The organism is Phaeobacter sp. LSS9 (genome assembly GCF_003443595.1).
Taxonomy (GTDB): Bacteria; Pseudomonadota; Alphaproteobacteria; order Rhodobacterales; family Rhodobacteraceae; genus Phaeobacter; species Phaeobacter piscinae.
Window position 1 is genome coordinate 1,587,501 of the sequence record NZ_CP031956.1, and the last position, 26,812, is coordinate 1,614,312.

Below are 26,812 nucleotides of genomic sequence, written 5' to 3' on the forward strand. Positions count from 1 at the left end.
CTCAACCGTGGCCCCTGCCGCGGCGGCGACCTCTGCCGCCTGAAGCGCCGGGTGATCACCGCTCTCATCATATATGAGGACCGACCCGCCGGGCGTCACATCCCCCGAAATGATATCCCAGGCGGAAACAACATGCGCGGCCTCCTCGCCCGCCTCGAATAGCTGCATATTCGGCAGCCCGCCGGTTGCAATGATCACAACATCAGGAGAGAGAGCGGTCACATCCTCAACCTCCGCCCAGCTGTTGAAGCGGAACTGCACATCCCGTGCGGCACATTGCGCCATGCGCCAGTCGATGATGCCCATCATCTCGCGGCGGCGCTGGTTTTGCGCGGTGAGCCGGACCTGTCCGCCGGGATCAGGCGCCGCCTCAAAGACGGTGACCACATGACCGCGTTCTGCCGCAACGCGCGCCGCCTCCAACCCACCGGGGCCAGCGCCAACGATCACCACCTTCTTGTGCTGCTCAGCCGGGCTGATCACATGCGGCATCGTCAACTCGCGCCCGGTTGCGGCGTTATGAATGCACAGCGCCTCCCCGGCCTGATAAATCCGGTCCAGACAATAGGTGGCGCCCACACAGGGGCGGATGTCATCCTCGCGCCCCTCGGTGATCTTCTGCACAATATGCGGATCAGCCATATGGGCACGGGTCATACCCACCATATCCAGCAGACCGCTGGCAATCGCATGGCGGGCGGTGGCCACATCGGGGATACGGGCCGCATGAAAGGTGGGCAGGCCTGTCGCCTGCCGGACCGCACCGGCAAAATCCAGATGCGGCGCCGACGGCATCCCCTGCACCGGGATCACATCGGTCATCGCCGGATCCGTGTGGATGCGGCCCCGGATCACATTCAGGAAATCCACCATCCCGCTGGCGGCCAAGCGTTTGGAGATCTCAAGCCCCTCCTCAGGGGTGATCCCGCCCGCCTGCGCCTCATCCGCTGTATACCGCAGGCCAACGATAAACTCATCCCCCACCCGCTCACGGACCGCCGTCAGCACCGCCATCGGCAGCGCCATCCGGCTGTCCAGCGTCTGCCCCCCGTAGGGTCCGTCCAGATCATTGGTCAGCGGCGACCAGAATTGATCCAGCAGATGGCCATAGACCTGCAGTTCGATCCCGTCCATGCCGCCTTCCTTCATCCGCGCCGCGGCATCGGCGAAATCGGCGATGACCCGGGTGATGTCCCAATCCTCCGCCAGCTTCGGAAAGGCGCGGTGTGCAGGTTCGCGGTGGCGCGAGGAGCTGATTGAGGGCAGCCAGTCGCCCTTGTCCCAACCGGTGCGGCGCCCCAGATGGGTCAGCTGGATCATCGCCGCGCAACCATGCTCATGCAGCTGGTCAGTCAGATTGCGGATCCAGGGAACCACCTCATCCTTATAGGCGAGGATATTGTTGAACACCGGCGGGCTGTCACGCGACACCGCCGCAGAGCCCGCCGTCATCGCCAACGCCACGCCCGCCTTGGCCCGTTCTGCGTGATAGGCCGCATAACGCTCCTTTGGCATCCCCTCTTCCGGGTAGGCCGGTTCATGACTGGTTGTCATGATCCGATTGCGCAGGGTGAGATGTTTCAGCTGGTAGGGCTGTAGCAAAGGGTCGTTGGACATAACAGGCTCCTGCAAAGGGGGCGGGATACCCGCACCGCCGCCCGGGACCCACTGACAAGTTCACAGTTCTGGACAGATGTGTCAGGTCAATTTCCGACGCCATCAACAGTCTTGCGCGACACCGCTCCGGTCCTCCCCCAACTGCCGGGTCACCCAGTGATCCCCTGTTCAAAAGAAGTGAACTCTCGCTGGCGGCTGCGAAAGAACTGTTTCAGCCCGCGTTTGAAGTGACGGACCTTGGCCGATTGCAGCAGATCCTGATGGCTCAGCACCCAGATCGGCGCATAGTCCTGCGGCGCAATCCCGGGCAGCGGCGCCAGATCCGGATCGCTCCGCCCCAAGTACACCGGCATCCTGACGGCCCCCATTCCGGCCTTGGCCGCCGCAATCAGTGAGGTCATATCGTCAAACCGCGCCCGTATCCGCGCATTGGGATAGTGCTGCAGCGCGGCTTTTGGTGGCGCGTCATATCCGCTGTAGATCACCCAGTCGAGCGGCGCCTCCGGATCGGCGGCCGCCTGTGCCACCAGATCGGGCCGCGCCACGCAGGCGGTTTTCTGATCGGCCAGATGCAGCCCCACCAGCGTGTCGCCCGGCGTCTTGCTGATCCGGATCGCCAGATCCGCCTCGCGCCGGGTCAGGTCCAGCACCTCGTTTGTTGCCCGCACGGTCAGCGCAACCTCCGGATGGGTCGCACAGAACTCCGCCAGAAATGGCGCCAGGTGAGACTGGATCAACAGCTGAGGCGCCGTCAGCACCAACTCCCCCGATAGGCTCTGATCGCGCCCAGAGAGGTTCCGTAACGCCGATTGCTCCGCCTGTTCCATCCGCCGCGCCGCAGCGGCCAGGTCTTCAGCCTCCGCCGTGGCCAGATAGCCATCGGGGCGGCGTTCAAACAATGGTCGCCCCAGCATATCCTCGGCCCGCTGCACCCGGCGCGCAACGGTGGTGTAACTGACGGAGAGCGCCTGCGCCGCCCCGGCCAGGGATCCAGCCCGCACCAGCGCCAGAATGGTCCGCATGTCGTCCCAGTTGATCTGCATACATGCGTTTTCGCATGAGCAAGACGCAAATGCATGTGTTTTCTTGCAGCCCACCGCTTGGCATCAGATTCATATCAACGCTGAAAGGACAGACGATGGCCTATGTATATGTAAACCTCCTGCTGAAAGACCCCGACACCATGGCCGCCTACCGCGAGAAAGCCGGGGCGGCTCTGCAGAAACACCGGGCAAAAGTGCTGGTCTCCACCCCGCAGCAAACCGTGATCGAAGGCACGCGTGATGCCACCGGTATCGGTGTCATCCTGGAATTCGCCAACGCCGACGCTGCCAAGGCTTGGATCAATGATCCCGATTTGCAGGAGACGCACGCCCTGCGCCAGCGCGCAGGCAAAAGCGCGATTACACTTCTGGCCTGACAGAACCCCAGGCAGAGACCTCCGCCCGTCGGCTGGCGGCAGTGCCACCAGCTCCCGTTTGGCGTGGCGCCGCGCCCCTTGGGCCCGGCGCAGGTCGCGCGCGGCCACATCTCATGCGCCCCACTTGCTCCGCTCTTGCTTCCAACACAGCAACGGGCCACGCCCGCGCCGGGCGTCAGCCCGGCGCCACGAGAGACAACGGGCGCGGAACCTCTGGTTCCGCGCCCGCTCTAATGTCTCAGTCAGATCCGCCGGTTCACTCGGCTGCGATTTGCCCTTCGATCTTCTCAACCTTCACCGCCGAGAATTTGAACTCAGGGATCTTGCCGTAGGGGTCCAGCGCCGGATTGGTCAGGATATTGGCAGCAGCCTCCACATAGGCGAAGGGCACAAACACCATGTCCTCGGCGATGGCCCGGTCAGCCCGCGCCATGATCTCAATCGACCCACGGCGTGTTGACAGGCGCACCATTTCGCCCGGCTCAACTCCCATCAGCTTCAGCGTGCGCGGGTTGAGCGAGCAGTTCGCCTCCGGCTCCACCGCATCCAGAACCAATGACCGGCGGGTCATCGACCCGGTATGCCAATGCTCCAGCTGGCGGCCCGTGGTCATGATCATCGGATAGTCCGCATCCGGCGCCTCATCCGGCGGGATCACCGATGCCGGGGTGAAGCGGGCGCGGCCTTCGGGACGCGGGAAGCCATCGCCGAACACAATCGCCTGACCGGGGTCGGTCTCATGCAGCGACGGATAGGTGATGGTCTCGGTCTCCAGACGCTCCCAGGTGATGTTGTTCAGGGACTTCATGTTCAGCTTCATCTCGTTAAAGACTTCGCTGACATCCCTATAATCCCAGGGCAGACCAATGCGCCGCGCCAGCTCAACCGTCACCTTCCAGTCCTCACGCGCCTCACCCGGAGGCGCCACAGCAGGACGCACCCGCTGCACCTGACGGTTGGTGTTCGACACGGTGCCGTTCTTTTCATAGAGCGCAGAGGCCGGCAGGATGATATCGGCATAGTTCGCCGTTTCGGTCAGGAAGATATCCTGAACGATCATCAACTCCAGCTTGGCAAAGGCCTCGCGCGCGTGGTCGGCATCCGGGTCGGACATCGCCGGGTTTTCACCCTGGATATACATGCCCTTGATATTGCCGGCATAGGCCTGATCGACAATCTCGGTCACGGTGAGGCCCTTCTCGTTCGAGAAGTCACCGCCGCCCCAGACATCGGTGAAGGATTTGCGCACATCATCCGAGGTCACGGTCTGATAATCCGGCAGGAACATCGGGATGAGGCCCGCGTCAGACGCGCCCTGCACATTGTTCTGGCCACGCAGCGGGTGCAGACCCGCCCCCGGTTTGCCGACGTTGCCGGTCATCAGCGCCAGCGAAATCAGGCAGCGTGAATTATCCGTCCCGTGTATGTGCTGGGAGATGCCCATACCCCAGAAGATGAGACCCGCATTCCCCCCTGCAAAAATCCGCGCCACACGGCGCAGCTGATCCGGGCTGATGCCGCAGATTTCCGACATCTTCTCAGGCGTGAACTGCTTCAGGTGCTCTTTCTCGGCTTCCCAGTTCTCGGTCCAGCGGTGGATGTACTGGCTGTCATAGAGCTCTTCTTCGACGATCACATTCATAATCGCGTTCAGCATCGACACATCGGCACCCGGGCGGAACTGCACCATTTCGGTGGCAAAGCGGCGCAGGCCGACGCCGCGCGGATCCATCACAATGAGCTTGCCGCCGCGCTTGGTGAACTGCTTGAAATAGGTCGCCGCCACCGGGTGGTTCTCAATCGGGTTGGAGCCGATCACGATCGCCACATCGGCGTTCTCAATCTCGTTGAAGGTCGCGGTCACAGCCCCTGAGCCGACGTTTTCGATCAGCGCCGCAACAGAGGACGCATGGCACAGACGGGTGCAGTGATCGACGTTGTTGTGCTTGAAGCCCTGACGGATGAACTTCTGGAAGAGATAGGCCTCCTCATTGGTGCATTTCGCGGAGCCGAAACCGGCAACCGATTTCGGATCTTCGTCCCGCAAGCGCATCAGCTCTTTGCCCGCCAGATCCATAGCCTCTTCCCAGGTCGCTTCGCGGAAATGGGTCGAAAGGTTGCCGGGATCGACGTTCAGGCCCTTGGCGGGCGCATCGTCGCGGCGGATCAGCGGCTTGGTCAGCCGGTGCGGGTGATGGATGTAGTCAAAGCCAAACCGCCCCTTCACACACAGGCGGCCCTCGTTTGCCGGGCCATTGATGCCCTCAACATGCTTGACCTTGCCATCCTTCACTTTCAGCGACACTTTGCAGCCGACACCGCAGAACGGGCAGACGCTTTCGGTTTCGCTGTCGTAATCCTTGCTGTCCCCAACCTGATTGTCGTCCATCACGGTCGCAGGCATCAGCGCCCCGGTCGGACAGGCCTGCACACATTCACCGCAGGCCACACAGGAGGACGCGCCCATCGGATCGGCGATATCAAACACCGGGTAGGCATCATGGCCGCGACCAGCCATGCCGATCACGTCATTCACCTGCACTTCGCGGCAGGCGCGCACGCAGAGGTTACAGGAGATGCAGGCGTCCAGATTGACCTTCATCGCCACATGGCTGTCGTCCAAGAGCGGGATCCGGTCCTTTTCCAGCTTGGGAAAGCGCGACTCTGAAACCCCGTTCAGCTCTGCCATATCCCACAGATGGGAGGACTTATCGCGCGCCTCTTCCTGCTTCGGCTGATCGGCAACCAGCAGTTCCATCACCATCTTGCGGGCACCTTCCGCGCGCGCGTTGTTGGTGGTGACAACCATGCCCTCGGCAGGTTCGCGGATGCAGGAGGCGGCCAGCGTGCGCTCGCCCTCGATCTCCACCATGCAGGCGCGGCAGTTGCCGTCCGGACGGTACCCCGGCTGCGGCTTGTGGCACAGATGCGGGATTTTCAGCCCGCGACCGTTGGCGACTTCCCAGATGGTCAGGCCTGCGTCTGCCGTGACCTGTTCGCCATCGAGTGTGAAAGTGATTTTATCGCTCATGGCTTATACCTCCTCGGGGAAGTGTTTGATGGTCAGGCGGATCGGGTTGGGTGCGGCCTGTCCCAGACCGCAGATCGAGGTATCAACCATCGCGGCGCTCAGCTCTTCCAACAGCCCCTGATCCCACTTCTTTTCGCCCATCAGCTTGACGGCTTTTTCGCAGCCCACCCGGCACGGAGTGCATTGACCGCAGCTTTCATCCTCGAAAAAGCGCAGCATGTTCAGCGCCGCATCGCGGGCCGAGTCCTTGTCGGACAGCACCACAACAGCGGCGGACCCGATGAAGGTGCCATGCGGCTGCAACGTGTCGAAATCGAGCGGAATGTCATGCATCGACGCGGGCAACAGGCCAGACGACGGGCCGCCCGGCTGATAGGCTTTGAAGGCGTGGCCATCCAGCATACCGCCGCAGGCCTCGATGATATCGGTGATGGTCGATCCGGCAGGCAGAAGATGCACGCCCGGGTTCTTCACCCGACCCGACACCGAATAGCTGCGCAGCCCCTTGCGACCGTTCTTCTCAACCGAGTTCAGGCATTCCGGCCCCTCGCGGTTGACCTTACAGACCCAATACAAGGTCTCGACGTTGTGAACCAACGTCGGACGGCCGAAGATGCCCACCTGCGCCACGAACGGCGGGCGGTGGCGCGGCTCGCCGCGCTTGCCTTCGATCGATTCAATCATCGCGCTTTCTTCACCGCAAATATAGGCCCCTGCCCCGCGGCGCAGGTCGATATAGCCCGCCTCGACGATGCCCGCCTCTTCCAGCGCGGCGATCTCACGGCGCAGAATTTCCAGCACCGCCGGATATTCGTCGCGCATATAGATAAAGGCTTTCTCGGCCTCGACCGCCCAGGCGGCAATCAGCATCCCCTCAAGGAAGACATGCGGCGTCCGCTCAAGGTAGTAGCGATCCTTGAAGGTGCCCGGTTCACCCTCGTCGCCGTTCACGGCCAGATAACGCGGGCCTTCGTTGGCGCGCACAAAGCCCCATTTGGTGCCGGACGGGAAGCCAGCGCCGCCAAGGCCGCGCAGACCGGCTTCTTTGACCTTGGCCTGAACCGCTTCCCAGTCGCCATTCGCACGCAGGTCTTTCAGCGTGGCATAGCCGCCATCCGCCTCATAGGCGGCAAAGGTTTCATACGCGGGGATATGCGCGTGGGTGTCGTCTGCCGCAATCGCCGCCTGCACCTTCTCGGGTGTCGCGTGGTCGATGTGGTTGTGGCCGATTTCCAGCACTGGCGCGGTGTCGCAGCGCCCCATGCAGGGCGCGCGCAGCACGCGGACTTGTGACGCGTCCAGACCGTCTTCCAGCGCCTTCTGCAGCGCTTCGGCCCCCGCCAACTCGCAGGACAGAGAGTCGCAAACCCGGATGGTCAGCGCCGGTGGTGGTGTCTCGCCTTCGCGCACCACATCGAAATGGGCGTAAAAACTCGCAACCTCATAGATCTCCGCCTGCCCGGTGCGCAGCTCCTCAGCAAGGGCGCGAATATGCGCCGCGCTGAGACAGCCGTATTTGTCCTGAATGAGATGCAGGAATTCGATCAGCAAATCCCGATTGCGCGGCTGGTCACCAATCAGGTCCAGAACCTCGCTATGCGCCTGATCCTCCAGCTGCCGGCCTTTGGGGGTTTTGCGCCCCTTGCCTTTGCCAGATTTCCATACGCCCTTGCTATTGTCCAAAGGTGCCACAATGACCTCCACTTCGCGTCGCCAGTTACGGCGGCATTCCATTGAAGAAGCCTATCGTCAAATCGGAAATTTCGAAGGTACGATAACGAACGCTTATTGCACGAAATCGTCAACCACCGCCCGCAGGGCCTGCACCGTGGTCAAGGCAGGCTGACGGTCCAGCGTCACCATGGCAATCGGTTTGGTTGGAGCCGGGTCCGTCAGCGGCAGCACCGTTGTCCCGTCCAGCGTACCCAGCGCCTCGACAAGTGCCTGCGGCAGGATTGTTGCAACCGATCCCGCCCGCGCCATCACCATCGCCGCCATGAACCCGCTGGATTCCGAACGCACTTCAGGCCGCAGCCCCTGATCGGCAAAGATCCGGTCCAGAATACGCCGGTTCTGCATTTGCGGCTCCAACAGGCTCAGCGGCAGATCCGCCGCCTCCGCCCAGGTGATGCCCTCGGCGCCCGCGGGACGCTCCGCCACCATAGCCGCCGGCGCGACCAGCACATATGTCTCTTCATAGAGCGGCTGAATGCTCACCTGATCCGGGCCCAGACTGTCGTGATAGGTCACACCGGCATCAATGGTGCCATCAAACAGCCGCTGTTGGATCACCAGCGAGCTGAGCACCTCAACCCGTGCCAGCACCCGCCGGTGGGCCAGATGCAACCGGTCCACCAGCTGCGCTGCATACGCCGTCGCCGTTGGCACCACGCCCAGCACCAGCGTGCCGGTGACCTCCCCGCGCGCCGCCGCCACCTCCTGTTCCAATGCCTTGGCATCGTCCAGAATGCTGCGCGCCCGCCGCACAATCATCATGCCTTCTTCGGTCAGACCCTGAAAGCGGTTCCCACGGCGCACGATCGACACGCCAAGACGGTCCTCAAGATTGCGGATCCGCATGGAAAACGCCGGTTGCGACATGCCGCTGTCCTGCGCCGCCTTGGCAAAATGCCGATGGCGCGCCAGGGCGCTCAACAACCTCAGATCCTTGAGTTCAATCACCGCTCTACGTCCTTGCTGCTGCCGGGGCGCCCCGATCTCTGCCCGTGCATCACCAATGACGCAACAGGCCGAACACGCAAGGGCGCAGGTCACCCTGCACCGAAGCTCGCTCCCTGTCGAGATCGCGATGGGTGTCGGCGGAAACCGGCAGACGGAACGGCGCTACGCGGGTCCTAGATTTGCCGCTGCGCCGTTGCCGAGCGGGCAATACCATCATAGATGCCAGTCAGAATGTTCAGCACCCGCGTCGCCTCACCCACACGGTTTTCCACCCCCGGCACCTGTTCCAGCGCCTGCAGCAGCAGCTTGCGACGCTGCACATCATAGGCGGCGGTTATCTCCAGCCCCTCGTCGGTCGCCGAATAGGTCACCCCGCCACGCCCGGATCCGGTCTTGCGGATCAGCCCTGCCGAGGCCAGCTTGCGCAGCGAATACTGAATATTCGGCACATCATCCCGATTGGTGACGCGGGCCAGTTCCTTGATCGTCTTGGGCCGGTCATTCATGCGGATCACGTTCAACAAGGTGATTTCCGGGCCGGAGGCCGCCAGATCCGACACCAGACCCAGGCATTCAGATTGCCAACGCGCAAAGCCCTCAAAGGTCCGCATCAAGGCAAATTCGAAATCGCTCAGATCGTCTTCCGCCCCTTGATGAGCGATCTGATCCGCAGCCTCAGCGGCCTCTGTCTTGGGTGATCCGGAATATGTATCCAACAATAGTCTCCTTACGTCAGCGGCAAAATGAGCCTCCGGTGGCGGCAAAACCCTCTGTCAAGGTGTTTTGCCCGCATTCGTTCCCCAAAAACGTCACCACGCCCCTTAGTAAATGTCTGGCGTTAGGTTTCAACCCGTCCGTGCAGGAGAAAGTGAAGCCAAACGCGGCGAATTCTTCCAACGGTTTGGAGAATCAGCGGAAAATAAAAAACCGGATAAATTTTAAATGATGCGAAATACGATGGAATATAGATAAAATACCACCCTACGGGGACTTCATGACAGAAAATTTCGCACCTGCCTGCCGCAAAGCAAGGCTTCTTCAAGGCCGCCGCGACAGTGAAACTGCGCCCTCTGCGCGATGCAAAACCGCAACTGAAACATCACCTTGCGTGAAATTCCGTCATCTCACGCCGTTATCACAGCGCAAAATACCCGGCTCGATGGGGCGTCCGTCATTGCCGCCTGGGCCATTAATTCACCGGTAAGTCCTGATGGCTATGCTACCCGCCGAATATGTGCAGACGCGCATGTTATGAAAAGGAGCGGACCTTGGAACGACGGGCGGACCTCAAGCTGGTTATCGCGCAGATGCAGGCCACGATCACAGCGATTCCGCGCCCTGTAACGGCCCGGCCTGCTGTGGGCCGACCAGTCTCGTTGCGGCCTGTTACACCGCGATACGCACACTGCACGTCCATTACAGGGCGGTGTCTGCAGTTGTTCCGCAAAGTCGCCGCGCCTTTTCCTGTCGTTTTTTGTCTCAATTGGGGCAGCGCTATTTCGCGCTTGCTGACTACCGGCATCCGAGCCTGTGCAAAGGCATGCCATGTTGTGTTCACCATGTCGCCGCCCCCAATCGGGCATGGTTTTCTGGGGTGTCCAATTCCGGTCAATCCCATCGTGAAGCGAGGCAGCCCGATGGCGCGGCTGCCTATTGGGGGCTGTCGGTATTAGTCCGACTCAAATACCGCCCGCGCGCCAGTTCCGCGCAACGGCGACTGAAAGGTGCTGAAATGAAATTCCGAAACCCTGCACGTGCGGCCCTGAACAGGCTCTCTGTCTTTGCCAAATGCAGTCTGCTCATTGCAGTGTCCACCCTTGTGGTCACCCTGTTTCTAACCTGGGAAAACCAGAAAATTCTGGGCGAAGCCGTTGATAGCGGCGTGCGGACGCTGGCCGAAGGTGTCACCGTAACCGTGGCCGCGCGCAGCGGCGGCGCCATCCGCTTTGGCGACACCGAACGTCTCGAGAGCGATCTAGAATCGCTGATTGAGCTGTCGAACGGTCGCGCCAGCCACGGCATTGCGATCAACGGCAAAAGCAAGACCGTCGCCTCCACCGGCGTCGCGACAGAGGCTGAAATCGCGGAACTGACGCTCGTCGCGCAAAAAGCGATGGAATCCAATCAGATGGAGTATAGCGAGAACGGCTATCTGGTCGCTGCACCTGCAACAGCGGGCGCCGAAGGCACCGTTGTGGTCGGCGCTGTCGGCATGGTCTGGTCGCCGGATGTGGCCTTTGCCGAAGTGGCCCCGAACCAGCTGTTGTCCTTCCTCCTTGCGGGGGCCGCCTTTGTGGTCATGCTCGGCCTCTCCGTGGTTGCGCTGCGGTCGATGATGTCCCGCCCCCTTGGCGATGTCGCCACCGCCATCAACCGTCTTGCCGATGGGGATTATGACCACGATACCGAACACCAGACGCGCGGCGATGAAATCGGCCTGATTGCACGCCATATTGAGGCGCTGAAGGCACAACTCTCCGCGGCCCGCACCGTCGAAGAACAGCGCCATGCCGATCAGGCCGCACAGAAGCTGGTTGTGGACCGCCTGAACGATGGGCTTCATACCCTCTCCGAAGGGGATCTGTCGCAGACCATCGACGAAGAATTCTCGGCCGATTACGAAAGCCTGCGCCAGAATTTCAACAAGACTGTCGACAAGATGGTCGGCATTATTGACGCGGTGATCGAAAACTCCTCACGCATTCGCGCCAGTGCCGAGGAAATCAGCCAGTCCTCCGGGGATCTGTCACAGCGCACGGAATCGCAGGCCGCCACGCTGGAAGAGACCGCCGCCGCGATGGAACAGCTGACTGTCAGCGTGAAATCCGCCGCCGATGGCGCGCGTGAGGTCGAGGGGATCGTATCCGAGGCCAAAGAGACGGCCGTCAACAGCGGCGAGGTCGTCACCCGCGCCGTGGATGCCATGTCCAAGATCGAAACCTCATCGGAAAAGATCTCTCAGATCATCTCCGTCATTGACGACATCTCGTTCCAGACCAACCTTCTGGCCCTGAACGCGGGTGTTGAGGCTGCCCGCGCAGGCGAGGCTGGACGTGGCTTTGCCGTCGTCGCATCCGAAGTGCGCGCGCTGGCGCAACGCTCCTCGGATGCCGCACAGGAGATCAAGGCCCTGATCAGCGAGAGCACCAGCCACGTGGGCGAAGGTGTGGATCTAGTCGGTCGCGCCGGCGAGGAGCTGAAGCAGATCATCGACCGGGTCGCCACCATTTCCGGTCATGTCAGCGGCATCGCCACTGGCGCGCAGGAGCAATCCACCACATTGGGCGAGATCAACACCGGTGTCACCCAACTGGATCAGGTGACCCAACACAATGCCGCCATGGTTGAGGAATCGACCGCAGCCAGCCAGATCCTGCGCAACGATGCCAATGAACTGGCCCGTCAGGTTTCGGTTTTCAAAACCCGCAAGGCAGCAGGCAATGTGGTGGCCATGGCCCCCAGTGCCCCGGCGCCAGCCCGGCCAACCACAACCGCCGAACCAACCGCGGCGGCGAACCCGGCGCCCACGGCGCATGGTGATGATGATTTCTTTGACGCCAGCCCGGCAAAGGCCGCCGCCGGATGGGAGGATTTCTGATCCCCTTGCAATCGACACACTGACAAGGCGCGCCCCATCAGGCGCGCCTTTTTCGTGGTATCCTATCTCTCACACCAGCCCCACAACACCAGTCCGCCACGGCAGGAGCGGCTCCCAAATTGCGCCCGACCGCTGGGCTATCTGGTCAAGTGCGCCGTCACGCCACTACGCCACACCAGCATAGTCAGTCAGGCGCAATTGCTTTCCCAACAACAAGGGGGCGGCCTCCGACGAGGCGCCCCCTTTTCGTTTGCATGATAGGCAGCAACCACTGTCACAAAGGGTGTTCACCGCAGCCGATCCCATCAGGTCGGCGCAGCCTTGGCACAGGCTGCGCGCCAGAGTTCAGGAACAGGCGCGGACTGGTGCCGCCTCAGCCGATGCGCTCTGCGTCGGCGCCCAGCCCGGATAGTCCAGCGCCGCCAGAGGGGTCGCCTCAGACGGGTCCGCCTCCAGCCGCCAGGCAGGCTCCAGCCAGACCTGAGCCCGATCCGCCGCAGTCCCTGCAGCATGGACCGACACACTCAGCGCGGCGGCATCGTGCTGCGCTGTCACCTGCAATTCATCGCCGGGCGACAGCCGCCGCGACGCATCCAGCAGAAACGCCGTCCGCCCCCAATGCCCATCCGACGTAAGCCCGTTTGTCAGCGCAATCCCCGGTGCCAGCTGCATCTCGAAGCTGACAAAAACCGCATGGGCCTCACCGCCATGCGTGCAGCCCAACCGTGCGTTGCTGCGCGCCGGGGCCACATCGGGGCGGGTAAAATCAAACTGAAACAGATCGGTGCCCGGCCCCAGAGACCGCAGTCCGCAGGCCATAAAATCTCCTGGCGTGATCTGCGCCACCCGCGCCAGATGATGAAATGCGCTGAGGTCGAACCCCTCCGCTGTCTGTGGCCGCCACTGCTGCAGCAACGCCTCACTCTCAACCAGCTGCGCCACCAATGTCCCGGTTTCAGGGATCGCCCGCGCGCCCGGTTTGGCCAGTACAGCCATCGCATGGCTCAGCGTATCCAGCGCGCCCTCCCCCAGCAGCACCGTATCGACGATCTCAGAGACCACCACATCGGCCTGTTCCGGCATATCAACGCCAATGACAATCTCATGCGACCACTTCGAAAGAACCGTAATGCGGTCGCTCAGACCGTTGTCGGCAATCACCTGCGTGGCCGCCGCCGCGATCAGCGGCTGCTGTTCGCAGGTATAGACATGTTTGGCTCCGGCCCGCGCCGCCAGCATTGCCGTCAGCCCCGCACCGCAGCCGATGTCCAGCACGATATCGCCCGGCCTCACCTTCATCGCGATCGCCTCGGCATAGGCGCGGTTGCGTGCCTGATCTGCCAGCATGGGAAAATGCCAACGCGGCACAAACGTCTGATGCAGCCGCTCCTGCAGAATCTGCGCCTCATGGTGATGCGGGTCCAGTTGCAACGCCTCTGCCAACAGCTGCGAGGTCTGCACCCCGCCATCCGCAAGGGAGGCCGTTTTTGCAAGCTGCACAAATGTCCCGGCATCCGCACGCGCCGTTTGGGAGGAGCGCGGAGCAGGGTTCGGCGTTTGTATTTTAAGCAATTTTTAGTTTTCCCTATTTGAGGCAAATGCACCTGAACGCGACTATCCTCCATGCGGGTCTAAGAATTGGTAAAGGCGGCACGGCACATCCAGCACGCCTCAGCGACCGCCCCCTTGCCAAGCACCGCTCAGTTTTCTAGCCTTGCGATAACGGTCACACACACAATGGGAGGGCATCAGCTGAATATGCGTATCATCCGCCGACTTCAGCACGGCCCCCGTCTGGCCCTGTAAATCCGTTTGCAGGGCTGGCCAGAGGAAAGTCTCAGAAACTGGTCTGCCTATTGCCGCTGCCGCGGCCATATCTTTTTGAGCTGAGTTTTCCATGTCCATCATCAATCTCAATGCCCTGGGTGTCACCCTTGGCGATCCGCTGTTCTCCGACCTCTCCCTGACCCTCTCAAAAGGCGACCGTATCGGTCTGGTCGCCGCCAATGGGCGCGGGAAATCAACCCTTCTGGCCTGTCTCGCCAATGAGCTGGCCCCAACAACAGGTGAAATCACCCGCGCCCGTGGCCTGCGCATCGGCCATGTGACACAAAGCCTGCCCGCAGACGCGCTGCCAATCACGCTGTACGACTGGGTGCAGGCCGCGCTGCCAGCCGAGCAAGCCGATTACGAAAGCTGGCGCGTTGATGTGGTGCTGGATGAGCTGCAGGTGCCGTATGACTTCCAGCACCAGCCGCTGGGCACGCTCAGCGGCGGCTGGCAGCGCACCGCCATGCTCGCTGCCGCCTGGATCAATACGCCGGATCTCCTGCTGCTGGATGAGCCGACCAACCATCTGGATCTGAAACGCATCGCCTTTCTGGAAGGCTGGCTGTCGCAGCGCCCCCGCGATCTGCCGATGGTGATCACTTCCCATGACCGCGCCTTTCTGGATGCCACGACCACGCGCACCCTGTTCCTGCGGGCAGAGGGATCGCGGGTGTTTCAGCTGCCGTTTTCTGCCGCCCGCAGTGCTCTGGACGACCATGACGCCGCTGAGGCGCGCCGCCACAGCAATGACCTGAAGAAGGCCCAGCAGCTGCGCCAGCAGGCGGCCAAGCTGAAAAATGTCGGCACCAACTCCGGCTCCGACCTGCTGTTGACCAAGACCAAGCAGCTGGCGGATCGCGCCGACCGGCTGGAGGCTGCGGCCACCCCGGCGCACCGCGAACACTCCGCAGGTGACATCCGGCTGGGCAACAGCGGCACCCACGCCAAGGCCCTGATCACACTGGATGATCTCACGGTGGACACGCCGGACGGACGGCCGCTTTACAGCACGGGGCAGAAGTGGATCACCCCCGGTGACCGCATCGTGCTGCTGGGCGCCAATGGCACTGGCAAAACGCAATTGGTCCGAATGATCCAGCAGGCCCTGACCGGCGCCCGCGCGGACATCAAATGCGCGCCCTCGGTTGTCCCGGCCTACTCGGATCAACATCTCAGCCAGCTGTCCGAGCCGGAAACACCGCTGGCGCTGGTCACGGCGGCGTCAGATGTTGGCGACCAATCCGCGCGCAGCCTGCTGGCGGGTGCCGGGGTCAAATTCGCCCTGCAGGATACCCCGGTTGCGGCCCTCTCGGGAGGGCAGAAGGCGCGGCTGGCAATGCTGCTTTTGCGGCTCAAACACCCGAATTTCTATCTCTTGGATGAGCCGACAAACCATCTCGATATCGAAGGCCAGGAAGCGCTGGAGGCAGAGCTGGTCGCCCATGGTGCCGCCTGTCTGCTGGTGAGCCACGATCGCAGTTTCCTGCGCGCAGTTGGCAATCGGTTCTGGCAGATTCGCGGTCGCCGCCTGGAGGAGGTCGCCAGCCCCGAGGCCTTCCTCGCCTCTGAAATGGCCGCCACCTGACAGATCGGGGCGGCAGGCCAGCCGCCCTGCCGCCACCTGCCTAAATTTTAGGCAAAGCGCTGTCCGCAGCGCACCCCGTTGCCTCAGCACCGCAGAACCGCTTGCGCCGCGACGCACTTTTGGTGACCCTGCGGGCAGCAATACCGGCCCCAAAGCGGGGTAAGGCCAGACCAGAGGATACCCCGCAATGCCCGCGACGATTGCCATCACCCGAGCCAGCCCGGCAGAGCCCGAGGCCCGGTCTCTGATCCGCCGTCATCTGGACCAGATGGCCGCACAATCCCCTGAAGAGAGTTGCCACGCGCTCGACGGCAGCGGGCTTGACGCCCCGGATGTGGCCTTCTTTCTATTGCGGCGCGAGGGCACAGCGATTGCGATGGGCGCTCTCAAAACGCTGTCAGGCGGCGGGCGCGAATTGAAATCCATGCACACCGTGGCTGAGGCCCGCGGCAGCGGCGCCGGGCGTCAGATGCTTGAATTTCTGCTGCACAGGGCGCGTGCGGAACAGGCAACAGCGATCTATCTGGAAACCGGCTCCACACCCGATTTTCTTGCCGCAAGACGGCTTTACGAGAGCTACGGTTTTGTCGAATGTCCGCCGTTCGAAGGCTACACCGAAGACCCTTGGTCGCTCTTTATGCGCCTCGACCTGCCCGCCGCGACTTGACCCTTCCCCGCGTCCTGTCATAACTGGCGCCAGCGGTCCCTTAGCTCAACTGGATAGAGCAGCTGACTTCTAATCAGCAGGTTGAGGGTTCGAGTCCTTCAGGGATCGCCAGCACGCCCTTACCATTCGGCAATTTGGGACAGACCGGTCATATCTGGTCGGCTCACACGATGTCTGCCTGACCTCTGCGACAGGCCGCCCTTCCCTTAACTTGACAAAAGAACTAAGGTTAAATAGGTGACGGAACGCGCCCGAAATGGCGCTCTCAGCAAGATTCTGCGCCTCTCGCGGCACCGAAATCCAGCCATCCCAGATCTACAGAATGATCAACACTGCGGCAGCCTCCTGTCGCTGGCTGGAGAGACACGTGAGACAGGCCTATCCACCTCAGAAGACGGGGAAAAATCTCCGACATATGCGGGTTTCCCGACGTGGATCCGGCTGGCGCAAACCACTGGCGTCCTGTGCGGCGCCACTGGCCGCGCTGGTGCTGGGCCTCCTGCCGCTGCACAGCAGCGCAGATCCTTTCCCGGTGGTGATTGACCATCGCTACGGCACCACGACGGTGCCCGCCAAACCCACCCGCATCGTCTCGCTCAGCTTCATCGGGCATGATTTTCTGCTGGCGTTGGGGGAGCGCCCCTATGCGCTGCGCAAATGGTACGGCAGCGATCCCTATGGCGTCTGGCCCTGGGGGCATGATGCGCTTGGGGAGGCTCAACCGGTGGTGATGCGGGGCGAGATCGACATCGAACGGATCGCGGCCATGGAGCCTGATCTGATCGCCGCACAGTGGTCTGGCATCACCGCGCAGCAATTTGCGCTGCTGTCGCAAATCGCCCCGACCCTACCGCCGCGCGCCGAGGATGGCGACTATGGCACCCCCTGGCAGCAGATGCTGCTGCGACTGGGAACCGCCACCGGCAAACGCACCACCGCTGAGGCAATTGTCACCCGGATTGAGGGTCGTTTTGCCGAGCTGCGTGCATCCCATCCCGAATGGCAAGGCGCCAGCGCCATGATGGCCTGGGCCGGCCACACCCGCGCCTATACCCGTGCCGATATTCGCGGCCAGTTCCTCACCGCATTAGGGTTTTCGGTGCCGGACGCGCCGGGCGGGCCAAATGCGCTCAACAGGTTTTACGTTGAATTCCCCGCCGAAGACCCGTCAGCGATGGATGTGGATGCGCTGATCTGGCTGGATACCGGGCGCAATGTCGAAAAACTCGCCCGGATGCCGCTGCGCCATACCACACGGGCCTATCGCGAGGGGCGCGAGATCTATGCCGACAAATTGCTGTCCGCTGCGCTGTCCCATTCCAGCCCGCTCAGCCTCGATTATGCGCTCGACCAGCTGGTGGCCCTGCTGGAGGCGGCGGCGGATGGCGACCCCGCAACCGTGGTGAGCAGCACTGCAAATGCCGGGCTACTCGCGAAGGGAGGCTCCTGACATGACCGCGTCGACACTCTCGCTTCCTCGGCGCTCCAGCACTGGCGATCTGCGGCTGCTGTGGCTTGGGGCTGCGTTGCTTGCGCTTTGCCTGCTGTCCATTGCCGCCCTCAGCCTTGGTGCCCGCGCCACCAGCTGGGCGGAGATCTGGGGGGGGCTGACAGCCTATGACCCGAACAATGCCGATCATATCGTGGTGCGCAATATGCGCCTGCCGCGACTGATCGGGGCCGGGCTGGCGGGGGCGGCCCTTGGCATGTCGGGCGCGCTGATCCAGGCGATGACCCGCAACCCGCTGGCTGATCCCGGCCTTCTGGGCATCAACGGTGGCGCAGCCCTTGGGGTTGTGCTGTGCATTCTAGTTCTGGGCGTGACCGACCCGGCTGAATTCATCTGGGTGGCCCTCGGTGGTGGTCTGGCCGCCTCCGTGCTGGTGTTCCTCCTCGGCGGTGGCAGCCAGGCCAACCCGCTGCGGTTGATCCTGGCCGGGGCTGCGGTCAGCGCGCTGTTTCTGGCACTCACCCGTGCCCTGCTGCTGGTCAGCCGACAGACGCTGGATGTCTATCGGTTCTGGGTGCTGGGCGGGTTCGACGGCATTCAGCCCGCGACGCTCCAGTCCCTGCTGCCGTTTCTCATTCTGGGCGCGCTGCTGGCCATTATCGCGGGGTTCGGCCTCAATGCGCTGATGCTGGGCGAGGATACCGCCAAGGGGCTGGGCGTGCGCACCGGGCTGACACGGCTCACAGCCGGGGCCGCGATTGTGCTTCTATGTGGCGCAACCGTTGCCATGGCCGGGCCGATTGCCTTTGCCGGGCTGATCGTGCCGCATATCGCCCGCTGGGCCGCAGGTCCCGCGATTGGCTGGTCGCTCGCCTTCTCTGCCGTGTTCGGCGCGCTGCTGCTGATCGCGGCAGATCTTCTGGGGCGGCTGGCGCTGTTTGGCGGCAATATGCAGGCCGGGGTGATGACCGCACTGATTGGCGGACCGGTGCTGATCTGGCTGGTTCGCCGCAACGGGGTGCGCAAGCTATGATCTGGACCCTCCGCCTCTCCGCCCTGTCGCTGCAAATCTCACACCGCGCGGTTCTCACTGCGGCCCTGCTGTTCAGCGTGGTGCTGGCGACCGCGGTGCTGGCCCTGACCCTGGGCAGCTACCCGCTGAGCCTTGCGGACATGCGGGAGATCCTGACCGGCGGCGGCACCGCGATCCAGCAGATGATCCTGCTGGACCATCGGATGCCGCGTATCCTGACCGCACTTGGCGCAGGGGCTGCCTTCGGCCTCTCCGGTGCGCTGTTCCAGACCATGATGCGCAACCCGCTGGCCTCTCCCGATGTGATCGGCTTCAACGCCGGGGCCAGCTGCGGCGCGCTGGTGGCGATGATGCTCACCGGTGGCATGGTGCTGCCCGGTGCCATCGTCGGCGCGCTCATCACCGCCGGTGTTGTGACCCTCCTGGCCTGGTCGCGCGGCCTGCCGCCCTATCGGCTGATCCTGACCGGTGTGGGGGCCAGCCTCGTGCTGACCGCCCTAGGCGATCTGCTGATCAGCCGCATGGATGCCCAGACCGCCGCAGATATGGCGCAATGGCTGATCGGCACGCTGAACGCCCGCAGCTGGCGCGATGTTGCCCTCATCTGGGGCGGCCTGCTGCTGCTGGCCCCGGCTGTGATCTGGCTGCACTTCCCGCTCACCCGGCTGGGCATGGCCGATGATATCGCAACCGGGCTGGGGATGGCGCTGTCACCGCTCAGACTTGCACTCACCGGCACCGGCATCCTGCTTGCCGCATTGGCTGTCAGCACCGCCGGGCCGCTGCCCTTTGTGGCTTTTGCCGCCGGTCCCATCGCCCGCCGCCTGATCCCCAATGGCCGCCCCGTGCTGCTGGCTGCGGCAGCCACCGGCGCGCTGATCACCCTGCTGGCCGATACCGCCGCCCGCGCGGTCCCGATGATCCAGCTGCCTGCCGGTGTCTTCACCGCGCTGATCGGCGCCCCGGTACTGATCTGGCTGCTCTTGGCCCAATTCAGAAAAGGAGCCCTGTGATGGCTGCCACCGCCCGCCTGCGCGCCGAGGATCTCTCGGTGTCCTACAGCCGCACACCCGTGCTCAACAGTCTGTCGACAGATCTCCCCGATGGCGCACTCACCGTGATCGTCGGCCCCAACGCCTGTGGCAAATCCACCTTGCTGCGGGCGCTGGCGCGGCTGCAGCCTGCGGGCAAGGGTCAGGTGCTGTTGGATGGCAAGGCGATCCACCGACAGGGCAGCCGCGCCGTGGCGCAGCGGCTTGCGATCCTGCCGCAGACCCCCACCGCCCCGGAGGGGCTGACCGTACGCGACCTCGCCACCCGTGGTCGCACCCCGCATCAATCTCCGCTGCGGCAATGGTCCAGACAGGATGCCGAGGCAGTCACCCGCGCGCTTGATCTGACCCATATGACACCCCATGCCGATCGCCCGCTTGAGGCGCTCTCCGGCGGGCAGCGCCAACGTGCCTGGATCGCCATGGCGCTGGCCCAGGACACAGACATCCTGCTGCTTGATGAACCCACGACCTACCTCGATCTGCCGCATCAGATCGAACTGCTGAAACTGGTGCAGCAGCTCAACCGGGACACCGGGCGTACCGTGGTCATGGTGCTGCATGACATCAATCTGGCCGCACGCTTTGCCAGCCATATGATCGCGCTGAAAGACGGGCAGGTCTTCTGCGAAGGCCCCCCGAAGGAGGTGGTCACCGAAGGCGTCCTGCACTCCGTCTTCGCCCTGCCCTGCCGGATCATTGCCGATCCCGTCCACGGCAGCCCGCATGTCATCCCGGAGTGAGTGAGACCCCATGACCATCAACCCGACCTTCCCGCTACAGACCACCGCCACCCTGTCCACGCTGCCCTTTGGTACCCTGCGCACGCCCCTTGTCGCCATGGCGCAGGAACATGAGCTGCCGGTGATCGAAGACAGCGACAGCGCCGTCACGGTCGAGGTGCCCAGCTTTGGCCACTATCATTTCACCGCGCAAGGTGATGGGATCGAAATCCGCGTCTCTGCCGCCCTGCCCGACCGTCTGCATATGCTGAAGGATGGCTTTGCCGAACATCTGGAGGAGCTGCAACCTGGCCTGTCCCAGACCCTGCGCTGGTCCGACACCGCCACCGTCGGCGCGCTGCCTCCGAACGTGCATGTCACCACCGTGATGTCGATCACACCGGTGGGCCGCGCCTTCCTGCGGGTCCGGGTGAAGGCGGCCGATCTCAGCAGCTTTCAGGAGGACGCCATTCATTTCCGCCTGCTGTTGCCCGCTGCGGATTGCGCCGACCCCGCGTGGCCTCATGTGGCTGAAAACGGCGCCACTGTCTGGCCCTCGGGTGACAAGGCGCTGCACCGCCCCGTCTATACCATCCGCGATATCGACCATGCCGCCGCAGAGATGACCTTTGACATCTTCCTGCACGATGGTGGCCGCGCCACCAATTGGGTTCTGGGCGCCAAACCCGGCGACACGCTTCGGATTGCAGGCCCCGGCGGTGGTGGCATTCCGCAGACCTCGCAAATCCTGATCTATGCCGATGAAACCGCCCTGCCCGCAGCGGCCCGTATTCTGGAAACCCTGCCGCGTGACAGTCGCGGAGCGGCGGTCTTCCTCGCCGCAGACGGGGCCGATTGCGGCTATCCCATCACCGCGCCAGAAGGCATCTCCGTCACCTGGTTGCGCCACGCTGACCAGCAGAGCCTGTGCGATCTGGCCCTGACTGCCCGTGCGCGGACCCCCGACCACTTCCTGTGGTTTGCCTGCGAAAAATCCGACGTGCAGCGCCTGCGCACCGCGATAAAGCAGGACAAACCCGCCCCCGGACAAAGCTATATCGCTGCCTATTGGAGCCAATCATGACCATCCGCAGACCAGCGGCCCTTGCCGCGCTGTTGCTGATCCCCTCGCTGGCTGTGGCGCAGGAGCCCCCCGTCGCCCCGACCACATCCGCGCCGCAAATCACCACACAATCCCCAGCCACCACGGCCCCAGCCACCACGGCCCCAGCCGCACCCGCTGCCCCGGCTGCCCCGGCGGGCACATCGACGCCTGCGGCGCCAGCCGTCTCGGGTGAAACGCCAACACCGGGCCTCTCCGGCACCAGCGTCCCCGCGACCACCACTGCCGATGGTGCAGGCCCCAGCGCCGAGACGACACCCGCAGCCGACAGCAGCCCCGCGCTCAATGACACGCCCGCAGCGACGCCCGCGCCCCAACCCGAGGCACCGCTCTCCCAGCAGGAGATGCTGGCTGACACCGCCAGCGACGCGGCGGCGCAAGCGGTCAAGTTCCTGCGCGACGGCGGCCCGTCGATCTGGGCGATTGCGGCGCTTTCTGTGATCACGCTGGCGCTGATCCTGTGGAAAATCTGGCGGCTGGCGCTGATCGGCGCATGGTCGCGGGGCAAGGCGGGTCGCGCCGTCGCCGCCTTTGAGAGGGGCGAACAGGACGCCGCCCGCGACATCGTCCGGGGTCGACGGGGCATCCGCTCCAAAGTCGTCGCCTCCGCGCTGGCCTCCGTCTGCACCCTGCCCGAAGATCGCGCCCGCGAGGAAACCGCCCGCGTGGCGAAGCTGCATCTGGCCTCGGCCGGCACCGGCCTTGGCGCGCTGGAATTGATTGCCACCATTGCCCCACTCCTAGGCCTTCTGGGCACGGTTCTGGGCATGATCGCCGCCTTTCAGGCCTTGCAGGCCGCCGGGTCCAAGGCCGATCCCGCGCTGCTGGCCGGCGGCATCTGGGAGGCGCTGCTGACCACCGCTGCCGGCATGGCCGTGGCCATCCCAGCCTCCGCCGCGCTGACCTGGTTTGAGGCCGTGATCACCCGCATCCGCCGCGACGTTGAGGACAGCGCCACCCGCATCTTTGTCGCCCATCAGCCGCAGTCGCTGAAACTCGCCGCTGAGTAACCCGATGCAGTTCACCCAAGCCCCGAAACCCCGGCGCAAACCCAGCCTGACGCCGATGATCGACGTGGTGTTTCTGCTGCTGGTGTTTTTCATGCTGGCGTCCCGCTTTGGCACCGATGCGGTGCTGGATCTGCCGCTTGCAGGTCAGGGCGGCAGCTACACCGGCCCGCCCCGGCTGATCGGTATCGGCGCGGGCAATCTGGACCTGAACGGGCTGCCGGTGGCCGACAGCAACCTGGCCGAGGCCCTGGCCCCGCTGATGGACAGCCCCGGCGATATGCTGGTGTTGCGCGGGCGCGATCAGGCCGATCTGCAACGCATCACCAATGTGACCAGCCTGCTGCGGCAGGCGGGGTTCACCAATTTTGTTCTGGTGGAGTGAGGAGGCCCTATGGACCTGACCGATCCCCCCCGCCGCGCGCGTGGTGAATCCATCGTGCCGATGATCAACGTCGTGTTCCTGCTGTTGATCTTCTTCCTGATGACCTCGCGCCTCGCCCAGCCTGACCCGTTTGAGGTGACCCCGCCCGACGCCGGCTTGGAGGGCGAGGCCAAATCCGACGATGTGCTTTATATCGACGCCACGGGTCGGCTGCATTTCGACGGCAGCGAAGGCCCCGCCGCGCTCAGCCGACTTGCCAGCGCACCCGGCAAATCCGTGCAGCTGCGCGCCGATGCGCGACTGCAGGCGACAGAACTGGCGCGAATCCTGCGCCAGCTGGCCGAGGCCGGGCTGAGCCACGCCGAACTGGTGGTGAACCCGCAATGAAACGTGCAGCCGAACTCACCGTTTTTGCCGGGATCGCCACGGTGATTCACGTGGCGCTCTTTGCCAGTGCCCCCAAATCCGGTGCTGAGGCCAGCGGCGGGGGTGGCGATGCCATGGTCTCGGTGCAGGCCGCAAGCGCCACCGTCGCCGAGATGGTCGAAACCTGGGAGCGCCCGCCGCAGACCCAACCGCAGATCGACACCGCCCTGACACCACCGCAGACCGCCCCGACAGCACCCGTGGTGCCCCAGTTCGAACTGGCCCAGGCGCCCAGCGCCGCGCGGCAGATCGCCCTTGCCAAGCCCACGCCGGACGACAAGCTGCAACTGGACACAACACCGCCTCCCCCACCTCCGCCACCGCCAAAGGCAGAGCCGCAACCCGATCCCGATCTTCGCCCCCGCGCCAAACCGCGCCCCAAACAGGAACCGACCCCGCAGACCGCCCAAAAGGCCCAGCAGACCTCTGCAGGCCGCGCGGCTCAGCGCGCCGTCGGGTCGGGTGGTGGTGCGCAGGCCGGTCAGACCGGACGCGCCGCCGCTGCGACGGCGCAGGCCGGGCAACAGGCGAAACTCAAATCCATCTGGGGCGCAAAAATCCGCGCCCGTGTCGAACGCAACAAACGCAGGACCTCTGGCACCCGCGCCACCGGACGGGTGCTGCTGCGCCTCACCGTGGCGCGCAATGGTCAACTGATCAGCCACCGTATCGCCAGATCTTCCGGCAATGCAGCGCTGGACCAGGCCGCTCTTCAGGCCGTTGCCCGCGCCCGCAAGTTCCCTGCCGCCCCCAAGCAGCTGTCTCTCAACCAGATGACCTTCAACCTGCCGATGACCTTCTCCAAATAGCCCGTCAGGTCCATGGCAATGTCCAAACGGCCCGCAATTCTCATGCGGGCCGTTTTTCTTTTCTGCTCACCCAAGTGGCCCACACGGCACAAAAAACTGCGCCCGCAGATCTTGCGGACGCAGTTGCCGTTCCCCTTAGCTGTGGCTAAGGCTCAGAACTTCGATGTCAGTGTCAGGGCAATGTTTCGCCCGTCGCCGAAGTAGCAGGCACCGCCCTGACAGGTGGTGACATAACGCTCATCGGTGAGGTTCCGCACATTGAGCGACACCAGCCAATTGTCCTGACCGTAGGAAACAGCCGCATCATAAAGCGTATAGGACGGCGTCAGATAGGTCCCGGTCCCCCCCAGGCTTCGCCGTTGTAGCGCACGCCGCCGCCAAAGCTCCAGCCCTGCAAGGCACCCGCTTCGGGGGCGTAGTTCAGCCACAGCGAGGCGGCATTCTTCGGCACCTGCGCGATATAATCGCCCTCGGCATCTTCGCTATCAAGATAGGTATAAGCCGCATCCAATGTCAGATCACCAAAGCGGTGGAACAGTTCCAGCTCCAACCCCTTGGCCGAGGCGGCACCGGTCTGCACCTGAAAGCCCGGATTGCCCGGATCCGCCACCGTCATATTGGATTTGGTCAGATCGAATACCGCCGCCGTCAGCAGCGTATCACTGCCTGCAGGCTGGAATTTCACACCCAGTTCATACTGCTCACCACGGGTCGGCTCAAACGCCTTGCCATTCACATCGCTGCCAATCGCATCCTGACGGAAGCTTTCGGCGTAGCTGATGTAGGGGGCGATGCCGTTGTCAAAGCGGTACATCACCGCCGCATTGCCGGTCCATTCGCTGTCACTGGCCGCGGTGCTGGTCGCACCAAAGCTGCCATTGCTCGGCCCGCTCTCGATCTTGCCATAGCGCAGACCAAAATCGACAAACAGCCGGTCATCATAGCTGGCACGCTGCTGCACATAAGCGCCAGTTTCGGTGATGGAGGTTCCTGGCGTATCCGTCACTGAGACCGTCGGGTAACCGACATAAACCGGGTTGAACGGATCAATCGGGCCAACCTGTGCGCCGTAACCTGTGTCGCTGTCATAATGGCCGCGCGTATAGCTCGCCCCGACAATGGTTCTCATGTCGAAACCACCAAGCCGGTATTCCGCCGTGCCATAGGCATCAAGCCCCCAGGTCTTCAGCGTGTTTTCAGCCCGGTAGAAGGTCCGGTTGATGGTGCCATCCGGATTGTACCGGCCTGAGCCGAAGTTGTCGAAGGCCCACCAGGCATGCTGGTATTCACCGTCGCTCTCCAGATAGCGCGCATTGGCGTTGAGGCTCCAAACCGCGTTGAAACGATGTTTGAACATCGCCGTGATGGCCCGTTGTTCTGTATTGAACGTATCAAACCCCGGCTCCCCCACAAACAGGCTGTTGGGCAGGTAATCGCCATTGCCAAGCCCGGTCGCAGGCAGCAGCGTGCCCGCCATGGAGGCAAACTGGATCAGCGGGCTGCCATCGCTTTTCTGGTAGTTGGCCAGAATGGTCAGCTCTGTGTCCTCGCTGGGCCGCCAGGTGATCGAGGGCGCCAGAACAACCGTGTCATCCTGCGAATGATCGACCTGTGTTTCAGCATCTCGCAGCAGACCGACAAAGCGATAGCGCAGGGTGCCGCTGGCGTTCAGATCACCGCTGACATCCACCGCCGCCTGTTTGCGATCATGAGATCCGACCTGCAGCTGAAACAGGTTTTCGGCCTCCTGTGCGGCGGTTTTGGATGTGGTGTTCACCACCCCGCCCACTGCGCCGCTGCCATACAGCCCGGAGGACGGGCCTTTCAGCACCTCGACGCTGTTCAGCAGGAAGGGTTCCGGCTTGGTGTCATTGTAAAACCCATACCGCGCGGGCAGCCCGTCGTGCAGGGTGCTGGCGTCAAAGCTGCGCACCAGATACCAGTTGGCGCGGCTGTCCAGCCCCCATTGGCCGCCAACAACCCCGGCAGAATATTGCAGCGCCTGTTCCACATTCTGGGCACCGCGCTCCGCCAGTTCCTGAGCTGTGACCACCGTGACCGAGCGTGGCGTCTCGGCGATGGCATCCCCGGTTTTGGCCACCGTGCCGGTATCAAGGGACACGCTTTTACCAAAGAAGGCATCCCCGGAGTCCTGAGTTACAATAATTGGTTCCAGTTCGACAACTTCAGCCATTGCCGGCACAGAGGCCAGCAGGGCAAAGGTCGACACAGCAGTGCGTCGCAGAATCATGTCCCGTCTCCGCTTGTTTTGCGGTTGATGTTCTGCCTGACTTTTCGCTGGGTGATTGGGGGTTAGCCGGGCTGAGTTCTGCTGGCAAGACCTGATACCAATCCCGGCTCCAAAAGCTCTGAAG

General features: G+C 63.3%; 21 protein-coding genes and 1 tRNA gene (1 of these 22 running past the window's edge). 14 read left to right on the forward strand and 8 right to left on the reverse strand.

The window, feature by feature from the left end:
* A protein-coding gene (locus D1820_RS07580) for an NADH:flavin oxidoreductase (protein ID WP_118068406.1) crosses the window boundary here: on the reverse strand, nucleotides 1-1,617 show its 5' portion. The gene continues 435 nt to the left of window position 1, outside the view; only the first 1,617 of its 2,052 coding nucleotides appear in the window; the start codon lies at nucleotides 1,615-1,617; the stop codon falls past the left edge of the window.
* 149 nt (nucleotides 1,618-1,766) lie between these two features.
* The gene (locus D1820_RS07585) at nucleotides 1,767-2,660 is read right to left on the reverse strand and encodes a LysR family transcriptional regulator (RefSeq protein WP_254683378.1); all 894 of its coding nucleotides are present in this window, start codon (nucleotides 2,658-2,660) and stop codon (nucleotides 1,767-1,769) included.
* Nucleotides 2,661-2,755: 95 nt separating this feature from the next.
* On the opposite strand from D1820_RS07585, the gene D1820_RS07590 reads away from it, so the two are divergent.
* Complete coding sequence (locus D1820_RS07590) at nucleotides 2,756-3,037, forward strand: DUF1330 domain-containing protein (protein ID WP_118070100.1); 282 nt, start codon at nucleotides 2,756-2,758, stop codon at nucleotides 3,035-3,037.
* Between the two features lie 256 nt (nucleotides 3,038-3,293).
* Here D1820_RS07590 and fdhF read toward each other — a convergent pair whose 3' ends face one another.
* The 4 genes from fdhF to D1820_RS07610 form a co-directional block, all read right to left on the reverse strand.
* Nucleotides 3,294-6,068, reverse strand: coding sequence for a formate dehydrogenase subunit alpha (gene fdhF, locus D1820_RS07595; RefSeq protein WP_118068407.1), 2,775 nt, complete (start codon nucleotides 6,066-6,068; stop codon nucleotides 3,294-3,296).
* Between the two features lie 3 nt (nucleotides 6,069-6,071).
* Nucleotides 6,072-7,802, reverse strand: coding sequence for an NAD(P)H-dependent oxidoreductase subunit E (locus D1820_RS07600; protein ID WP_118068408.1), 1,731 nt, complete (start codon nucleotides 7,800-7,802; stop codon nucleotides 6,072-6,074).
* A 51-nt stretch (nucleotides 7,803-7,853) separates the two neighbouring features.
* Complete coding sequence (locus D1820_RS07605; protein WP_027246462.1) at nucleotides 7,854-8,750, reverse strand: LysR family transcriptional regulator; 897 nt, start codon at nucleotides 8,748-8,750, stop codon at nucleotides 7,854-7,856.
* Between the two features lie 173 nt (nucleotides 8,751-8,923).
* Nucleotides 8,924-9,466, reverse strand: a complete 543-nt coding sequence (locus tag D1820_RS07610) for a winged helix DNA-binding protein (RefSeq protein WP_254683379.1) — start codon at nucleotides 9,464-9,466, stop codon at nucleotides 8,924-8,926.
* Nucleotides 9,467-10,482: 1,016 nt separating this feature from the next.
* Between D1820_RS07610 and D1820_RS07615 the strand changes: the two genes are divergently transcribed.
* Complete coding sequence (locus tag D1820_RS07615) at nucleotides 10,483-12,348, forward strand: methyl-accepting chemotaxis protein (protein ID WP_118068410.1); 1,866 nt, start codon at nucleotides 10,483-10,485, stop codon at nucleotides 12,346-12,348.
* A gap of 345 nt (nucleotides 12,349-12,693) precedes the next feature.
* On the opposite strand, the gene D1820_RS07620 is transcribed toward D1820_RS07615, so the two are convergent.
* A complete protein-coding gene (locus D1820_RS07620) occupies nucleotides 12,694-13,920 on the reverse strand; it encodes a 50S ribosomal protein L11 methyltransferase (RefSeq protein ID WP_118068411.1) in 1,227 nt (408 codons plus the stop codon).
* A 325-nt stretch (nucleotides 13,921-14,245) separates the two neighbouring features.
* Between D1820_RS07620 and D1820_RS07625 the strand changes: the two genes are divergently transcribed.
* The 12 genes from D1820_RS07625 (at nucleotide 14,246) to D1820_RS07680 (ending at nucleotide 24,437) form a co-directional block, all read left to right on the forward strand.
* On the forward strand, nucleotides 14,246-15,763 hold the full coding sequence (locus tag D1820_RS07625; RefSeq protein ID WP_118068412.1) for an ABC-F family ATP-binding cassette domain-containing protein: 1,518 nt from the start codon (nucleotides 14,246-14,248) through the stop codon (nucleotides 15,761-15,763).
* A gap of 187 nt (nucleotides 15,764-15,950) precedes the next feature.
* Nucleotides 15,951-16,430 (forward strand): GNAT family N-acetyltransferase, encoded by a 480-nt coding sequence (locus D1820_RS07630; RefSeq protein WP_118068413.1) that lies wholly within the window; start codon nucleotides 15,951-15,953, stop codon nucleotides 16,428-16,430.
* Between the two features lie 34 nt (nucleotides 16,431-16,464).
* A tRNA-Arg gene (locus D1820_RS07635) sits at nucleotides 16,465-16,541 on the forward strand.
* A 304-nt stretch (nucleotides 16,542-16,845) separates the two neighbouring features.
* On the forward strand, nucleotides 16,846-17,880 hold the full coding sequence (locus tag D1820_RS07640) for an ABC transporter substrate-binding protein (protein ID WP_118068414.1): 1,035 nt from the start codon (nucleotides 16,846-16,848) through the stop codon (nucleotides 17,878-17,880).
* A 1-nt stretch (nucleotide 17,881) separates the two neighbouring features.
* The gene (locus tag D1820_RS07645) at nucleotides 17,882-18,913 is read left to right on the forward strand and encodes an iron ABC transporter permease (protein WP_118068415.1); all 1,032 of its coding nucleotides are present in this window, start codon (nucleotides 17,882-17,884) and stop codon (nucleotides 18,911-18,913) included.
* Nucleotides 18,910-19,926 (forward strand): iron chelate uptake ABC transporter family permease subunit, encoded by a 1,017-nt coding sequence (locus D1820_RS07650; protein ID WP_118068416.1) that lies wholly within the window; start codon nucleotides 18,910-18,912, stop codon nucleotides 19,924-19,926. Before D1820_RS07645 ends, D1820_RS07650 begins: the two co-directional genes overlap by 4 nt.
* Nucleotides 19,926-20,708: an ABC transporter ATP-binding protein gene (locus D1820_RS07655; protein WP_118068417.1), complete on the forward strand. Its 783-nt coding sequence runs from the start codon at nucleotides 19,926-19,928 to the stop codon at nucleotides 20,706-20,708. Before D1820_RS07650 ends, D1820_RS07655 begins: the two co-directional genes overlap by 1 nt.
* 10 nt (nucleotides 20,709-20,718) lie before the next feature.
* Nucleotides 20,719-21,771, forward strand: coding sequence for a siderophore-interacting protein (locus tag D1820_RS07660; protein WP_118068418.1), 1,053 nt, complete (start codon nucleotides 20,719-20,721; stop codon nucleotides 21,769-21,771).
* Entirely contained in the window at nucleotides 21,768-22,820 is a 1,053-nt protein-coding gene (locus D1820_RS07665) for a MotA/TolQ/ExbB proton channel family protein (RefSeq protein WP_118068419.1), read from the forward strand. The genes D1820_RS07660 and D1820_RS07665 overlap by 4 nt, the downstream gene beginning before the upstream one ends.
* A gap of 4 nt (nucleotides 22,821-22,824) precedes the next feature.
* Complete coding sequence (locus D1820_RS07670) at nucleotides 22,825-23,202, forward strand: biopolymer transporter ExbD (protein WP_118068420.1); 378 nt, start codon at nucleotides 22,825-22,827, stop codon at nucleotides 23,200-23,202.
* 9 nt (nucleotides 23,203-23,211) lie between these two features.
* Nucleotides 23,212-23,589 carry a biopolymer transporter ExbD gene (locus tag D1820_RS07675; RefSeq protein WP_118068421.1) on the forward strand — a complete coding sequence of 126 codons (378 nt, stop codon included), beginning with the start codon at nucleotides 23,212-23,214 and terminating at the stop codon, nucleotides 23,587-23,589.
* Complete coding sequence (locus tag D1820_RS07680) at nucleotides 23,586-24,437, forward strand: TonB family protein (RefSeq protein ID WP_118068422.1); 852 nt, start codon at nucleotides 23,586-23,588, stop codon at nucleotides 24,435-24,437. Before D1820_RS07675 ends, D1820_RS07680 begins: the two co-directional genes overlap by 4 nt.
* A gap of 325 nt (nucleotides 24,438-24,762) precedes the next feature.
* Here D1820_RS07680 and D1820_RS07685 read toward each other — a convergent pair whose 3' ends face one another.
* Nucleotides 24,763-26,688, reverse strand: coding sequence for a TonB-dependent siderophore receptor (locus D1820_RS07685; RefSeq protein WP_254683381.1), 1,926 nt, complete (start codon nucleotides 26,686-26,688; stop codon nucleotides 24,763-24,765).
* Nucleotides 26,689-26,812: the final 124 nt, after the last annotated feature.

Bases quoted from the DNA above. Each gene is read 5' to 3' on its own strand.
- D1820_RS07630 (WP_118068413.1), top strand. From the start codon at position 15,951: ATGCCCGCGACGATTGCCATCACCCGAGCCAGCCCGGCAGAGCCCGAG.
- D1820_RS07615 (WP_118068410.1), top strand. From the start codon at position 10,483: ATGAAATTCCGAAACCCTGCACGTGCGGCCCTGAACAGGCTCTCTGTC.
- D1820_RS07660 (WP_118068418.1), top strand. From the start codon at position 20,719: ATGACCATCAACCCGACCTTCCCGCTACAGACCACCGCCACCCTGTCC.
- D1820_RS07685 (WP_254683381.1), bottom strand. From the start codon at position 26,688: ATGATTCTGCGACGCACTGCTGTGTCGACCTTTGCCCTGCTGGCCTCT.
- D1820_RS07675 (WP_118068421.1), top strand. From the start codon at position 23,212: ATGGACCTGACCGATCCCCCCCGCCGCGCGCGTGGTGAATCCATCGTG.
- D1820_RS07655 (WP_118068417.1), top strand. From the start codon at position 19,926: ATGGCTGCCACCGCCCGCCTGCGCGCCGAGGATCTCTCGGTGTCCTAC.
- D1820_RS07670 (WP_118068420.1), top strand. From the start codon at position 22,825: ATGCAGTTCACCCAAGCCCCGAAACCCCGGCGCAAACCCAGCCTGACG.
- D1820_RS07650 (WP_118068416.1), top strand. From the start codon at position 18,910: ATGATCTGGACCCTCCGCCTCTCCGCCCTGTCGCTGCAAATCTCACAC.
- D1820_RS07625 (WP_118068412.1), top strand. From the start codon at position 14,246: ATGTCCATCATCAATCTCAATGCCCTGGGTGTCACCCTTGGCGATCCG.
- D1820_RS07680 (WP_118068422.1), top strand. From the start codon at position 23,586: ATGAAACGTGCAGCCGAACTCACCGTTTTTGCCGGGATCGCCACGGTG.
- D1820_RS07585 (WP_254683378.1), bottom strand. From the start codon at position 2,660: ATGCAGATCAACTGGGACGACATGCGGACCATTCTGGCGCTGGTGCGG.
- D1820_RS07640 (WP_118068414.1), top strand. From the start codon at position 16,846: ATGCGGGTTTCCCGACGTGGATCCGGCTGGCGCAAACCACTGGCGTCC.
- D1820_RS07665 (WP_118068419.1), top strand. From the start codon at position 21,768: ATGACCATCCGCAGACCAGCGGCCCTTGCCGCGCTGTTGCTGATCCCC.
- D1820_RS07645 (WP_118068415.1), top strand. From the start codon at position 17,882: ATGACCGCGTCGACACTCTCGCTTCCTCGGCGCTCCAGCACTGGCGAT.
- D1820_RS07590 (WP_118070100.1), top strand. From the start codon at position 2,756: ATGGCCTATGTATATGTAAACCTCCTGCTGAAAGACCCCGACACCATG.
- D1820_RS07600 (WP_118068408.1), bottom strand. From the start codon at position 7,802: ATGGAATGCCGCCGTAACTGGCGACGCGAAGTGGAGGTCATTGTGGCA.
- fdhF (WP_118068407.1), bottom strand. From the start codon at position 6,068: ATGAGCGATAAAATCACTTTCACACTCGATGGCGAACAGGTCACGGCA.